At 61.7% G+C, this 15,159-nt stretch carries 9 protein-coding genes; 4 read left to right on the top strand and 5 right to left on the bottom strand.

Translation table 11 applies throughout. The features are described from left to right. The first annotated feature begins 249 nt into the window (after positions 1-249). From pepN to AGR7B_RS04705, 3 genes are all read left to right on the top strand, one after another. A complete protein-coding gene (pepN, locus tag AGR7B_RS04715) occupies positions 250-2,898 on the top strand; it encodes an aminopeptidase N (protein ID WP_080856147.1) in 2,649 nt (882 codons plus the stop codon). Positions 2,899-3,026: 128 nt separating this feature from the next. Further along, positions 3,027-3,347 carry a carboxymuconolactone decarboxylase family protein gene (locus tag AGR7B_RS04710; RefSeq protein ID WP_080856146.1) on the top strand — a complete coding sequence of 107 codons (321 nt, stop codon included), beginning with the start codon at positions 3,027-3,029 and terminating at the stop codon, positions 3,345-3,347. Positions 3,348-3,584: 237 nt separating this feature from the next. Then, positions 3,585-5,921 carry a PAS domain-containing sensor histidine kinase gene (locus tag AGR7B_RS04705; protein ID WP_080856145.1) on the top strand — a complete coding sequence of 779 codons (2,337 nt, stop codon included), beginning with the start codon at positions 3,585-3,587 and terminating at the stop codon, positions 5,919-5,921. A gap of 214 nt (positions 5,922-6,135) precedes the next feature. On the opposite strand, the gene AGR7B_RS04700 is transcribed toward AGR7B_RS04705, so the two are convergent. Further along, on the bottom strand, positions 6,136-9,105 hold the full coding sequence (locus AGR7B_RS04700; protein ID WP_080856144.1) for a bifunctional [glutamine synthetase] adenylyltransferase/[glutamine synthetase]-adenylyl-L-tyrosine phosphorylase: 2,970 nt from the start codon (positions 9,103-9,105) through the stop codon (positions 6,136-6,138). Between the two features lie 287 nt (positions 9,106-9,392). Here AGR7B_RS04700 and AGR7B_RS04695 point away from each other — a divergent pair, with 287 nt between their 5' ends. Further along, positions 9,393-10,256: a MipA/OmpV family protein gene (locus tag AGR7B_RS04695; RefSeq protein WP_162934051.1), complete on the top strand. Its 864-nt coding sequence runs from the start codon at positions 9,393-9,395 to the stop codon at positions 10,254-10,256. A gap of 75 nt (positions 10,257-10,331) precedes the next feature. Here AGR7B_RS04695 and AGR7B_RS04690 read toward each other — a convergent pair whose 3' ends face one another. The 4 genes from AGR7B_RS04690 to AGR7B_RS04675 form a co-directional block, all read right to left on the bottom strand. Next, on the bottom strand, positions 10,332-12,053 hold the full coding sequence (locus AGR7B_RS04690; protein ID WP_080856143.1) for a saccharopine dehydrogenase family protein: 1,722 nt from the start codon (positions 12,051-12,053) through the stop codon (positions 10,332-10,334). 61 nt (positions 12,054-12,114) lie between these two features. Further along, complete coding sequence (locus tag AGR7B_RS04685) at positions 12,115-12,540, bottom strand: thiol-disulfide oxidoreductase DCC family protein (RefSeq protein ID WP_080856142.1); 426 nt, start codon at positions 12,538-12,540, stop codon at positions 12,115-12,117. Between the two features lie 279 nt (positions 12,541-12,819). Continuing rightward, entirely contained in the window at positions 12,820-14,229 is a 1,410-nt protein-coding gene (locus tag AGR7B_RS04680) for a sensor histidine kinase (RefSeq protein WP_065654169.1), read from the bottom strand. 9 nt (positions 14,230-14,238) lie between these two features. Further along, positions 14,239-14,997, bottom strand: coding sequence for a response regulator transcription factor (locus tag AGR7B_RS04675; protein ID WP_031233368.1), 759 nt, complete (start codon positions 14,995-14,997; stop codon positions 14,239-14,241). Between the last annotated feature and the right edge of the window lie 162 nt (positions 14,998-15,159).

Genomic DNA, 15,159 nt, shown 5'->3' with positions numbered 1-15,159 from the left:
ACCAAAAGCGACGCGCGCTAAAATTTGAAGAAAATAAAATATAATTTCAGCAATCGTTCAACATTTGCTGCCATGGTCCACAGGTCCGGCGGCGGGAGGATTGTCTGCATGGCCGGCAAAGCCTTCCATGGCGGGACAGAACGTCCTTCGACGCGCACATGAACGTGACGAATATTCTACCCATTTTACATCCGGGCCTTATGACGACATGATGCCGGGAAGACCACGCAAAGTTATTCAGGGACAGTCATGCGAACAGACACGGGCCAGATCGTTCACCTGGCAGATTACCGCCCCACCGATTTCGTTCTGGAGCGGGTGGATCTCACCTTCGAACTCGACCCCAAGAATACCAAGGTCGAAGCCCGTCTGATCTTTCACCGGCGCGAAGGCGCCGAGCGGCAAGCGCCGCTGGTTCTGGATGGCGACGAGCTGAAGCTTTCCAGCCTGCTGCTCGACCAGGTGGAACTTCCCGCCGGTCAATATGAGGCGACGCCGGAGAGCCTGACCATCCGCGACCTGCCGGCGGAGGCGCCCTTCGAAATCTGCGTCACCAATTACATCAATCCGCAGGTCAATACGCAGCTCATGGGGCTTTACCGCACCAATGGCGTCTATTGCACCCAATGCGAGGCGGAAGGTTTCCGCCGCATCACCTATTTCCCCGACCGTCCCGATGTTCTGGCGCCCTATACGGTGACGATCATCGCGGCGAAGGAAGGCAATCCCCTGCTGCTCTCGAACGGCAATTTCCTCGGCGGCGGCAATTACGATGAAGGCCGTCACTTTGCGGCATGGTTCGATCCGCATCCGAAGCCCAGCTATCTCTTCGCACTCGTCGCCGGCGATCTCGGCGTGGTGGAAGATACCTTCACCACCATGTCCGGCCGCGACGTGGCGCTGAAGATTTACGTCGAGCATGGCAAGGAGCCGCGTGCGGCCTATGCCATGGACGCGCTGAAGCGTTCGATGAAGTGGGACGAAGAGCGCTTCGGCCGCGAATACGACCTCGATATCTTCATGATCGTCGCCGTATCCGATTTCAACATGGGCGCGATGGAGAACAAGGGCCTCAACGTCTTCAACGACAAATTCGTGCTGGCCGACCCGGAAACCGCCTCCGATGCGGATTACGCCAATATCGAGCGCATCATCGCGCATGAATATTTTCACAACTGGACCGGTAACCGCATCACCTGCCGCGACTGGTTCCAGCTCTGCCTGAAGGAAGGCCTGACGGTCTATCGCGATCAGGAATTTTCCGCCGACATGCGCTCGCGCCCGGTCAAGCGCATCGCCGATGTGCGCCATCTGAAATCAGAGCAGTTTCCCGAGGATTCCGGCCCGCTGGCACATCCGCCGCGCCCCGATACCTATCGCGAAATCAACAATTTCTACACGACGACCGTCTATGAAAAGGGCGCCGAAGTCACCCGCATGATCGCCACGATCCTCGGCGCGGACGACTTCAAGAAGGGCATGGACCTCTATTTCGAGCGCCATGACGGCGAAGCCGCCACCGTCGAGGATTTCGTGAGGAGCTTCGCTGACGCCAGCGGCCGTGACCTTTCGCAGTTTTCGTTGTGGTACACCGAGGCGGGCACGCCGCTCGTCTCCGTGTCTTCGGCTTATGATGCGGGCAAGTCCACATTCAAGCTCACTCTGGAACAGACAACCGCGCCGACGCCCGGCCAGCCGGTAAAACAGCCGCGTCACATTCCGCTGTCGCTGGCGCTGATCCTCGACAATGGCCAGATCGCCGAGCCTCAGGCCGTCGAAGGCGGCGATTATCGCGACGGCGTGCTGCACCTGACGGAACGCAACCAGACATTCTCCTTCTCCGGCATTTCCTCGCGGCCGGTGCTGTCGATCAACCGCAGCTTCTCGGCGCCGATCAATCTGGATTTCGAGCAGAATGCGGCCGATCTGGTGCAGATCGCCCGGCATGAGACGGATATGTTCGCGCGCTTCCAGGCGCTGACCGATCTTGCCCTGCCAGCGCTGATTGCCGCCACCAGGGCCGTGCAGAATGGCAAGGACGTTCAAACGGATGCGGAGCTGACCGCAACGCTTATCGAAATCATCGGCAATGACGCACTTGAGCCCGCCTTCCGGGCGCAGGCTCTCGCCTTGCCGAGCGAAACGGATATCGCCCGCGAAATGGGCGGCGACAACGATCCGGACGCCATCCACAAGGCGCGCAACGCCACCATCAAGGCCATTGCGACAGCCGGGCTCGAAACGCTGCGGCGGCTTGCCGAAAGCACGGCTGATGGCGAGGCCTACAGCCCGGATGCGGTAAGTGCGGGACGCCGTTCGCTGCGCAACGGCGCGCTGACCTTCCTCGCCTTTGCCGAGGAAACGCCGGCCCGCGCGGCAAAGGCCTTTACTGAGGCCACCAACATGACCGATCTCGCCCATGCGCTCAGCGTGCTGACCCAGCGTTTCCCGGAAAGTACGGAGACAAAGGAAGCGCTTGCCGCCTTCGAAAAGCGCTTTGCCGACAATGCGCTCGTGCTCGACAAGTGGTTCTCGCTGCAGGCAGCCATTCCGGGCGACGGCGCACTCGACCGGATCAAGGCACTGATGAAATCGAAACATTTCATCGCCACCAATCCGAACCGGGTCCGCTCGCTCGTCGGCACGCTTGCCTTCGCCAACCCTACCGGCTTCCACCGCGCCGATGGCGCCGCTTACCGGTTCCTGGCGGAGCAGATCATCGCCATCGACAAGCGCAATCCGCAGCTTGCCGCCCGCATTCTCACTTCCATGCGCTCCTGGCGGTCGCTGGAGGCAAGCCGTGCCGAGCACGCCAAGGCGGCGCTTTCGACGATCGCCGACGCCAAGGGCCTGTCGACGGATGTAAGCGACATCGTCGGGCGCATCCTGAAGGGCTGACCGCCCCGCCAAAACTCCGGACAATGCCGATACGCCGTCTTGATCGCCATCAAGGCGGCGTATTGCGTTGCGCGATATGATGGTGCGCGAGAGGCCGGGAACGGCTGAAGACCGGAAAGGAATTTCAGATGACGGATATGTCCAGGACCAGCGCTTCGTTTCAGCGCTTCATGACCGATGCTCCGGCCCACAAGGCGGCATGGTTTCAGGCCGTGCAGGGTCTAGGGGCGGCGTCCACGCTCGATGCGAAAACACAGAGCCTGATCTATATCGGCATTCTTGCCGCCCTGCGTCTGGAAAGCGGCCTCGCCTTTCACGTGATGGAAGCCAAGGTGCGGGGCGCAAGCCGTGACGATATCATCAGCGCGGTGCTGACCGGTCTTCCCGCTGCGGGCAATGGCGTGATCAGCGCGCTTGGCCCCGCTCTCGAGGCCTTCGACGGAGCATGAAGCCTGTTTCTCCCGCGTTCCGCAACAACCGGATCGGATTGCCGGCTCACTGATTTCGTTCATAATTCCCGCCTCCGCCAAAGCGGAAACAGACCGTCCCGAAAAAATACGGAGTCGGTTCAAGGGGTTAAAATTCTTTTAACTTTTGCCTCTGGACACGGCGAATCGCATTTGATTCACTAGTCATATTCGAGCGGCGGCGCTTCGAATCACTGGGGACATCTTGAAGGCGGGACAATGACGAACGTGCGGCGGGCGACTGCGGGCGATGAGCGGCCGTATGCCAAATTTTCTGATCTTGCGGCCTGGGGCGAAAGGCTTTCCAGCGACCTGATGGGTTTGATGAATGGCTCCGACCGCCCGATGCCGCAGGTCGAGACCCTGCTGAAACGTCTCATTCCCATTCTCATCCTCGCCTTTCTCGTCGTCGTCGCGGCCTCGCGCATGCTGGGCATCGTTGCCGAATATAGCCGCATGGAAGAGGCCGCCCGCCATTCCACGGCGCTGACGGCGCTGACGGCCAAGGCGGCCCTTCTCAACAACGATATCGTTTTCACCGCGCAGGACCGTGCCCGCGCCGAAGCCAACCTGGTCGCGGCGCTGCCATCCGGCAGCCTTGCCGACGGCACCATGGTGCTTCTTTCGGGCAGCAATGGCCGCATTTTCGCCGGCGCCGGCAAGGAAGCGATGCTTTATATCGGCACGTCGCTGCCGGCTTTGCTTCCTGAAATAGCCATCGTGCAGCGTTTCCCCGGCGCGCCCGGCACCATCGAGACCAATATTGACGGCCAGCAGCACTATGCGACGATGATCCCCTTCGGCGACGATGGCGCGATGGTGATCGCGGCCCGCTCGCTACAGCCGATCCGTTCCTTCTGGCGCAGCGAAATCGCCATGAACGTGACGCTGTTCGCCGGCATCTCCTCGATCCTGCTGGTCGTGCTCTATGCGTATTACATGCAGGTTAAGCGCGCCCGCGACGCCGACGACATCTTCGCCGAATCCAACCTGCGGGTCGAAACCGCGCTGTCTCGCGGCCGCTGCGGGTTGTGGGATTTCGATCTTTCCACGCGGCGCATGTTCTGGTCCGGTTCGCTCTACGAAATTCTCGGGCTGCCGCCGAAGGCCGCGCCGCTCTCCTTCTCCGACGCCGCCCGCATGATGCATTCCGAAGACGGCAATCTCTATGAGCTTGCCCGCGCCGTCGGCTGCGGCAATCTGCGCCAGATCGACCAGATCTTCCGCATGCGCCATGCCAAGGGCCATTATGTCTGGCTGCGCGCCCGCGCCCAGGTCATCCGCACCAATAACGGCCCGCGCGTCATCGGCATCGCCATGGACGTCACCGAACAGCACCGTCTTGCCCAACGCTACGCAGAGGCCGACCAGCGCCTTGCCGACGCCATCGAGTCCACCTCGGAAGCCTTCGTGCTGTGGGACAAGAACGACCGTCTGGTGATGTGCAACACCCATTACCAGAAGGCCTATGGCCTGCCGGACAGCGTGCTGGTGGCCGGCACGGAAAAAAGCACCGTCTATGCCGCAGCCGCCCGCCCCGTCGTTGAACGTCGCGTTGCCGACCCCGACCAGTCCGGCCTGTCGCGCACCACCGAAGTGCAGCTTGCCGATGACCGCTGGCTGCAGATCAACGAACGCCGCACCCGCGATGGCGGTCTCGTCTCGGTCGGCACCGATATTACCCTTCTCAAGCGCCATCAGGAGCGACTGCGCGATTCCGAGCGCCGGCTGATGGCCACCATCGGCGATCTTTCCGCCTCGCAGCACAAGCTGGAGCGGCAGAAGACCGAGCTTTCCGACGCCAACGCCAATTACCTCGCCGAAAAAGAGCGCGCCCAGGCCGCCAACCGGGCGAAATCCGAATTCCTCGCCAATATGAGCCATGAGCTGCGCACGCCGCTCAACGCCATTCTCGGCTTTTCCGACATCCTGCAAAACGAAATGTTCGGACCGGTCGGTTCGCCGAAATATTCCGAATATGCCCGCGATATTCACGATAGCGGCAAACACCTGCTCAACGTCATCAACGATATTCTCGACATGTCGAAGATCGAGGCGGGCCATATGCGCATCAACCGCGAGACAATCGATCTCGCGCCGCTGATCGAGGAAACCCTGCGGCTGACCGCCATTCAGGCCGAGCAGAAGAACATCACCGTGCAGCAGAAGGTCTGCGCTGGGCTGACCATGCAGGGCGACCGTCGCGCCATGAAGCAGATCATGCTCAACCTGCTCTCCAACGCCGTGAAATTCACCGGCGACGGCGGCCGCATCGCGCTGCGCACCCATGTGCATCAGGCGGCCATGATCCTCACCATCGCAGACACCGGCATCGGCATTCCCGCCCAGGCGCTCAACAAGATCGGCCAGCCTTTCGAACAGGTGCAGAGCCAATATGCCAAGAGCCAGGGCGGCTCCGGCCTCGGGCTTGCGATTTCCCGCTCGCTCGTCAAGCTGCATGGCGGCACGATGAAAATCCGCTCGTGTGAGGGCCGTGGCACGGTGGTGACAATCATCATTCCGCATGCGGCGGGGTGCTGCGGGACGGTGCATTGAGTTGGCGTCGGGCGCGCTGAGTTTCCTGCAATATGTACAGGTCGCGTGCGCGATTACCCCCCTCTGCCCTGCCGGGCATCTCCCCCTCAAGGGGGGAGATCAGCTAGACGGATGCTCCCCGCCAAATTCGCAACGTTTGAGATGATCGCACCGTTGCCGCATATCGATCTCCCCCCTTGAGGGGAGATGCCCGGCAGGGCAGAGGGGTGAAACATCACCCACCATTCTTCACCGTTCCCACAAACGCCTTCCGCACCGCCTTCGCTAGCCGCTTCACCTCTCCCTCCAGTGTGGGAATGTCAGGGCAATCCCCCGCCCGGCAAACGAGATCGGTGAGGCCCGCCGGCGCCTCCTTCGGGTTGAAGGCGCCATCGATGCACAGCCGTACGATCTGCGATATTTCCGTATAAAGCCCCATCGCCGCCATGCAGTCATCGAAAGCCTGCGGCTCCATGACAGGGGCGGCGAGCGCTTGCAGCGCCTCGGCCGTGTTGCGCCCCGGTTCGTGCGCGGCAAGCCCCTTCACCGGCCCCACCAGCGCCAGATATTGGGCGATGAATTCGAGGTCGATCAGCCCGCCATTGATGAGCTTGAAATCCCAGTTGTTTTCCGGCGGCTTTTCCTGCTCGATCAGGCTGCGCATCTCCAGCACATCGGTAGAGACCTTGGCCACATCGCGCTTCTGCGACAGGATGGAAGCGATGATGCGGCGCGCATCCTCCATCAGCGAGGCATCGCCGCAGATCAGGCGGGCGCGGGAGAGCGCCATGTGCTCCCAGGTCCAGGCCTCCTCGCGCTGGTATTTCTCGAAGGCGGAGATACGCGTCGCCACCGGCCCCTTGTTGCCGGAGGGGCGAAGCCGCATGTCCACCTCGTAAAGCACACCCTCTGCCGTCGGTGCGGAAAGCGCCGCAATCAGCCTTTGCGTGACGCGGGTGAAGTAACGCACGACATCGAGCGGCTTTGCGCCGGTCGATTCATGGGCGTCGTCGTCATAATCGTAAAGCAGGATGAGATCGACATCCGAACCTGCCGTCAGTTCGAAGGAGCCGAGCTTGCCCATGCCCATGACAGCCACGCGCCCGCCGGGATAAGGCCCATGCGCCGCTTCCATCTCCGCCAGAACCGCATTCAGCGCCGCCTCGATTACCAGATCGGCAAGGTGGGTGAAGGCGCGGGCGGCGACCTCGCCGCGGATTGCGCCGGTGAGAAGCCGAACCCCGATCAGGAAGCGCTGTTCGGCGGCGAAAATGCGAAGCCGGTCGAGAATATCCTCATAATGCCGGGCGTTGGAGAGAAAGCTTCCCATGCGGTGGGCGAGATAATCGCGAGTCGGTACGTCGCTCATCAATGCCGGGTCCAGCATGCCGTCGAAGACATGCGGGCGGGCGGCGATGATTTCGGCAAGGCGCGGTGCGGACGACATGATCGTCACCAGCAGGTCAAGCAGCGCCGGGTTGTTGCCGAGCAGCGAAAAGAGCTGGATGCCCGCGGGCAGACCCGAGAGGAAATTGTCGAAACGCAGCAGCGCCTCATCGGCCCGCTTGCTTTCACCGAAGGCCCTGAGCAGGTCAGGCGTCAGCTCCGTCAACCGCTCGCGCGCCTCCACCGATTGCGTCGCCCGGTAACGGCCATTGTGCCAGGTGCGGATGACGCGGGAAATATCCTCCGGCCGCTCGAAGCCGAGGGCGGAGAGCGTCTTTAACGTATCGGGATCGTCCTTCTGGCCGGTGAAGACCAGATTGCCGGCCTCGCCTGACAGCTTCACCTCCTGCTCGAACAACGCCGAATAACGCCGCTCCACCAGCCGCAGCACCTGTTCCAGCTTTTCCGAAAAGGCCTTGGTGTCCTCGAAACCGAACATGAAGGCGATGCGCTTCAGTTCGGCTTCGGTGTCGGGTAGCACATGGGTCTGCTCGTCGCGCACCATCTGGATGCGGTGCTCCACCTCGCGCAGGAACCAATAGGCCTCCGTCAGGCTGTCACGCGTTTCGGCGTCGATCCATTTCGCCTCGGTTAGCGCCGCAAGCGCCTCCTGCGTTGCGCGCACCCGAAGCGCCGGCATGCGGCCGCCGGCAATAAGCTGCTGTGTCTGCGCGAAGAACTCGATCTCGCGGATGCCGCCGCGCCCGAGCTTGACATTGTGGCCCTTCACCGCAATCGCGCCGTGGCCCTTATGGGCATGGATCTGCCGCTTGATGGAATGAATATCGGCAATCGCCGCATAATCGAGATATTTGCGGAAGATGAAGGGCGTCAACTCGCGCAGGAAATTCTCACCCGCCTTGATATCGCCGGCTACCGGCCGCGCCTTGATATAGGCGGCGCGTTCCCAGTTCTGGCCCCTGCCCTCATAATAAAGCAGCGCTGCCTCCACGGGGATGGCGAGCGGCGTCGAGCCGGGGTCGGGCCGGAGCCTAAGATCGGTGCGGAAAACGTAGCCATCGGCCGTGCGCTCCTGCATGATGCGGACGAGGCGGCGCATCATCCGGCCGAAATTCTCCGTCGCATCATAGGGATCGTCCATGATGCCGGCGGAGGGTTCGAAGAACACCACGGCGTCGATATCGGAAGAATAGTTCAGTTCGCGCGCGCCGAGCTTTCCCATGCCGAGCACGATGAGACCCGACCCGTCGCTGGGGGCTGCGACATTCTTCAGTTTCAGCTTGCCGCTCTCATGGGCGGCGAGCAGCAGGTGATCGATGGCGGCGGAAAGCGATGCATCCGCCATGTCGCTCAGCCAGCGTGTCGTATCGCGCGCGGTGAAGATGCGCGCCAGATCGGCAAGTGCTGCGATGAAAGAGAGCCGCCGCTTGGCTACCCTCAGCCGCGACATCACCTCGTTTTCGCTCGGCACCCCGCCTTCTTCGCCCGGCTTCCAGCAATCGCGCGCCTCATGGACAAGACCCGCCAGCAGCGGCTCGAGCGGTTTCGATATCGCCAGCGACAAAAGCCCCTCATCCGCCGACGCCAGGTCACGCAGATAGGGGGACAGCGTGAAAGCCGCGGCGATAAAATCCTTCAGCGGACTTTCCCCGGCAAGCAGCGCGGCCACCGGCGGCTCGCTTTTGCCGATATCCTTCAGCGTCGAAAGAACGGATTTCAGTTCCGTCTGCGTGTAGGGGCGGATCACGCCCGGCAGAACCTCGCTCAGCCGCCTTTCAGCGGTTTCCCGTTTCGTCACTGTGTCTCTCCCTCTTACGACTATCCTCTCGCCGCTCCCTGACATGCGGTTTTCAGGACCGGATGCGCCGCACCCGAAACGTCCCTGCCGCCGCACCTCTTGGAATCCTCCCGGCGCATGCATCTGGCGTTGTAACAAATGCAGGCCGCTTTGCGATCATAAAACCGTCGATGGCGATGTTTTCCAAAGCGCCCTACCCCGTAATGTCTCCGCAATTGTGCCCGCGTAGCGTCAGCCTCAAAGAAACCCGACTCCCCGGTTTTCCAACGCTCGGTGTTGCAACGGATATGATCATGAAACAGATTTTTACGGTGAAATTGCAAAAGAACCTGCGCGCGATGGCCCTTTGCCTGACGACGCTGCCCATGGCGCAGGCCGTCTGCACGCCCGTTTTTGCCGCCGATATCGGCAAATCGGACCGGGTGGCCGATCCGCAGGGCAATTTCGACAATGCCCGCTACAGCAGTTCCAGCGACTGGAAGATCACGCTCGGTGTCGGTGCCGCCTACGCCCCGAAATATGAGGGTTCGGACAAGCTGGAAGCAGGCGCCGTGCCGCTGGTTTCCATCGAATATGGCGATACGCTTAGCATCGATTTCAGCGGCGTCACCGTCAACCTGCTGAACCACAACGGCTTCAGACTGGGTGTGAAGGGCGGCTGGGAAGCCGGGCGCAAGGAAAAGGACGACAGGAAAAACCTGCGCGGAATGGGCGATATCAAGGCGGCCGGCGTGGTCGGCGGCGTTATCGCCTATGGCGTGGACCCCTTCGAAATCTACGCCAAGGTGGACAAGACAATCGACGGCAGCGAAGGCCTGACCGCGACCATCGGCGCCAGCGTCTCGCACAAGGTCGATCAGTTCATCCTGGGCGCCGACCTCTCCGCCACCTGGGCGGACGACAAGCACATGAAATCCTATTTCGGCGTCACCCCGGCCCAGTCCGCCCGCTCGGGCCTGCGCCGCTTCGACGCGAAATCGGGCTTCAAGCGCGTCGACGCCAGCGCCTCCGTCACTTACCTTATGACCGAGAACTGGTCTATCACCGGCACAGGCGGCGTCGGCTTCCTGCTGGGCGATGCCAAGGACAGCCCCCTGTCGAAGAAAGATATTCAGCCGTTTGCGATGGTGGGCGTGGCTTACACGTTCTGAACCGCGAGCAGGAGAACCGCGCGGCCACGGATGCGAACTCCGCGACGTCCCCAATGAGGAAAGGCGTCCCTGCCCTCACGCCTCCTCACCCGGTGAAGCGCCGCAAAGCGTTTCACCGGGACCGCGATGTTCCACAGAACGAGCGACCGGTTCCAGCGTGCCCTTATAAGCGACGACGAGACCGATGAAGGGCAGAGAAATTTCCACATCGAAGTGGAAGCGGCCGTTTTCCTCTGACTCGAAACTCTGACCCTTCGGCAGAAGAAAGCCGGGCAGCGGTACGCCCAGAAGATGCCATCGCCGGGGGATGAGAGCCAGCCGGCCGCCATCGAGCACCAGCGCCAGAGCGACGGTAACGACGCCGAAGCGCTCCGCCAGCAGATATTGATCCTTGCCCAAGCCGGCCGACTGTGTGGACGAGAAGCGCCGCCCGCCGAAATTCCGCGTCCAGCGCTCCTTGCCCTTTTCCGGCGTGAAGGTGACGCTGACGGGAATCTGCTTTCCCGCCTGCGGAAAGCCGACGAGCGCGGAAATCATGCGGGCCAGCATGCCCTGCCCGCGGCGTATCTCGGCGACCCCGCTCCATTGCCGCGGATCCTTGCTGTCGTGCAGTTCCCGCAGGCGCGGCGGCAAGTCATCGAAAACCGGGCCGAGAAGCTGGCGGAACAGCGGGACGTCGCGTTCCTCGCGGCGGAACCCCGTGTAGATCGTCTTGCTGCGGAAAAGCCGGTCGTAATCGGCAAGGTTCAGCGCATCCGTGCCAGCGCGTGCGCCGGGCAGCGGGCGCTCGCCGCTCAGCATCTTGCGGACAATAGCCTCGATCGCCATGGAAGGGATGTAGGGACCGTCATCGCCTTCGGCCAGCAAATGCCAGCTCATCTCCATCGGCCTGCCCGCTGCACGCCCCTGCGCGCGGACGAACATGCCGCCGCGATGTTCGCCAAAGCGCATCCGGTTCAGCACGGCATGAAACAGCGGCGATAGCGGCGCGAATGAGGGAAGGCCGAACCGCGCCCGCGCTTTCGCCAGAAGGTTCAACATGCGGTGCAAAAACTCTGGCACGGGACCGGCCCCCATCCATATATCGGTCATCGACGGGTGTTCCGGTGGAATCACCTGCAAATCCGGCACATCGACCAGCGAAAAGTGAATATTGCGCAACGGCAGCCTGCCGGGCACGGCGACGGTGAAGCGCCTGCTTTCCGCAAGGCCGACGCCATGCGACGGCCCGCCATGCCGCCAGAGTTTTACCGGCGCGCCGGCATAACCCACGACCGCCCGCATGACGTTGAGGCCGATCCCGGCATAAGGAGACGGCGCTATTCCGCCCTCGACGGCGAGAATGTCCATGGTCCTTTCCATTTCGCGCAGAACGGCGGCCGTCAGGACGGGAAAACTGCTGACGCCCGACAGGACGAAAACACCGGCGGCTTTTGCCCGCTCGTCGAATTGGCTGACGCCGAAAACGAAATCGGCGGCATCGGCGAAATCGAGATAGTCTATTCCAGCGTCGATGCATGCCGTTATCACGCCGTAACATGCGCTGCCATAGGTCTGGAAAGGCCCCGATGCATCGACGACAAGATCGGGCTTGTGGATGCGCAGGGCGTCCGCGACATCGCGGCGATCGAGCATCAGCGGGCGCAATTGCGCCTGTCCGCGCCAGGCTGTGCAAAAGGCCTCCGCCCGTGCGACGCTGCGGCCGCAGACGAGAATTTCAAGGCTGGACATATCGGCAAGCAGTTCCGCCAGCCGACCGCCGAACACACCATAACCGCCGAGGATCAATATTTTCATTGCCCAGCAGACGCCTCTGTGCCGATGCCCGGTTTACCTGAACGGGTGGCCATTGCCATGGTCAAAGGATTCTCTCCCGGTACTCCGGCGGCGCTACCCAGCATTCTTCGCGTTTTCCGAACCAGCGGTAGCGATTGCGGGCGACAAAGCGATAAACGGGATCGCGCAGGAATGCGGGAACGATGCGTAGTACGGTGACCAGCCGCCAGGGCATGCCCAATGCTTCATATATGCTCAACACGGCATCGCTGTCCTGCCGCACCCTGTCGCCATCCACGACCAGCAGGCTGACCGGATTTTTCGGGTCCATGCCATGACGCCGATAGATTTCCGCCCCCGCTTCTCCCTGCATGGATGCGAGCCGGAAGTATCCCCGCCTGTCATGCCGCAGAACGAATTGCGCATTCACGGAACACAACACACATTCGGCATCGAAGAGGATGATCGGGTGATGCCGGTCGCCGGCGAAGGGAATTGTGCCTGCCATCCGTCGCAAGTCCTTTTGTCGATCACATCAAACCGACCTATGAAGTTCAGCAATAATCCAGACGAATATTCTTCCGATCATCTGTCAATTCAATCGCAAAAGACAGTTATTTTTCGAGGAGTTTCCACGCAAACATCGGTGATCACCATTGGTTACGAACGCTTGCGTCACAGGACAGATTGCAGGCGTCTCTGACGCCACGAATTCCTGCAAAATTCGACCCTGTTTTACCGGCGCGGTTTGACTGTTATGTACCATGCCGGGTTCGTACGAGACGCATCAGGGTTTCGGAAGGGGAAACACCATCGAAACGGTAAGCCCCGGACAGGCGGTATTCGTGGCATCCGTGTCCGACAGCGTCAGCGATCCGCCATGCAGCTCCATCACGGCCTCCACCAGCGACAGGCCGAGCCCGGTTCCGGGTTTCGAGCGGCTTTCATCCAGCCTGACGAAGCGTTTCAGCACCTCGCCGCGTTTGTCGGCGGGAATGCCGGGGCCGTTATCGGCGACGGAGAGCACGATGGCCTCCGGTTCCCTTGCCAGACGCACAACGAGTTTTTTATCGCCTTCGCCCTCGCAGGCATATTTCATGGCGTTGTCGATGAGGTTGGAGAGTGCCTGGCCGATCAGCTCGCGGTTGCCCTTTACCGAAAGGTCAGCCTCTATTTCGGCCTCCAGCACAAGCCCCGCATCCTCGGCCACCGGCTCGTAGAGTTCGGCGCTGTCGGCGGCAATCGCCGAGACGTCCACATCGGTCATTTCTGCTGCAATTGAGCCGGCCTCGACGCGGGAAATCATCAGGAGTGCGTTGAAGGTGCGGATAAGCTGGTCGGATTCAGCGATGATGCCTTCAAGCGCTGCGCGCCGTTTCGTCTCGTCATTGTCGTCAAGCGCTGCGGCCGCCTTGTTGCGCAGCCGCGTCAGCGGCGTCTTCAGATCATGGGCGATATTGTCGGAGACCTGCCGCAGGCCTTCATTCAGCTTTTCGATGCGGCCCAGCATGGCGTTGAGCGAGCCGGACAGGCGGTCGAATTCATCGCCGGAGCGGCCCTGCGGCAGGCGCTGCGAAAGGTCGCCCGCCATGATCTTCTTGGTCGCGGCTGACATGCGGTCGATGCGTTTCAGCGCGTTGCGGCCGATGCCGAACCAGATGAGCAGCGCGCCGCCGCCCATGATGGCGAGCGCCACCATCAGCGCGTTGCGCACCAGCGCCCGGAACTTGGTGGGTTCGCCGAGGTCGCGCCCGATCAGGATGCGCAGGCCATTGTCCAGCATGAAGACATTGGCTGTGGCCAGATGCTGCACGCTGTCGCCGCTTTCGGAGTAACGCTCGTAACGGAAAGGAAAACCGGTCCAGCCTTCCTTGTCGAAAACGCCCGGCTGCACCGAAGCGACGTTGCCGGCAAGGATTTCGCCATTCGGCCCGGCGATGACGTAAAGGCTCGCCCCCGGCTGGCGGGCACGGCGTTCCATCATCCGCAGCAGCGGGTTGATGCCGCCGCGATTATAGATGCGCTGCACATCCGAAACTTCCTGCAAGACGGCGTCACGCGTCTGCTGGTTCAGCAGCCGTTCGGAAAGGGCGGTGACATAGAAGACCAGGAAGGCGGCGCAGAGCGCAAACAGCAAAATATAGAGCGCCGAAAGGCGCACCGCTGTCGACCGGAACACTATTCTGAGGCGGGCCATTTTCGCCAATCAGCCCTCGTCCTTCATCATGTAACCGGCGCCGCGAATGGTCTTCAGCAGCGGCTTCTCGAAGTCCTTCTCGATCTTCGAGCGCAGGCGCGAGACATGCACGTCGATGACATTGGTCTGCGGGTCGAAATGATAGTCCCAGACGTTTTCGAGAAGCATGGTGCGGGTCACGACCTGACCGGCATTCTTCATCAGATATTCGAGCAGGCGGAATTCGCGCGGCTGCAGCAGGATTTCCTTGCCATTGCGGCGGACATCGTGGGAGAGCCGGTCGAGTTCGAGATCGCCGACCCGGTAGATCATGTCCTGCTCGGGCTTGCCCTTGCGGCGGCCCAGCACCTCGATACGGGCGAGCAGTTCGGAAAAGGCATAGGGTTTCGGCAGATAATCGTCGCCGCCGGCGCGCAGGCCGGTGACGCGGTCATCCACCTGCCCCAGCGCAGAAAGGATCAGAACCGGCGTCTCGATGCCGCGGCGGCGCAGCTCGCTGATGACGGAAAGTCCGTCGCGGCGCGGCAACATACGGTCGATCACCATCACGTCGTAAGCGTTCTCGCAACCCATAAACAGGCCGCTCTCACCGTCGCTCGCATGGTCTGCGACGATCCCGGCTTCGCGGAACGCCTTGGTCATATAGGCCGCAGCCTCGAGGTCGTCTTCAATGACAAGAATCTTCATGTGCGGGACAATAGCGCCCTCGCCCTTTTCCGCACAACCGGAAACAGATGCGACAGACATTTCCTGAACCTTGTTTTCCATGAGGTTTCCTCCGAAGACCTGGTCTTTGGCACCTTTGCGCTTCAAGGCGGAGCGAGCGCCCAGGGACCGGGCGAGTGCGGCTGGGTTTCTTCTCCCCGTCGGGGAGAAGGTGGCCCGAAGGGTCGGATGAGGGGGCAAGCTCTCGGTCTATCGCTGCCCTTG

The sequence above is a fragment of the Agrobacterium deltaense RV3 genome (assembly GCF_900013505.1).
Classification (GTDB): Bacteria; Pseudomonadota; Alphaproteobacteria; order Rhizobiales; family Rhizobiaceae; genus Agrobacterium; species Agrobacterium leguminum.
The sequence above is the reverse complement of the archived record's forward strand: the minus strand, read 5'-3'. Positions and strand labels throughout refer to the sequence as shown.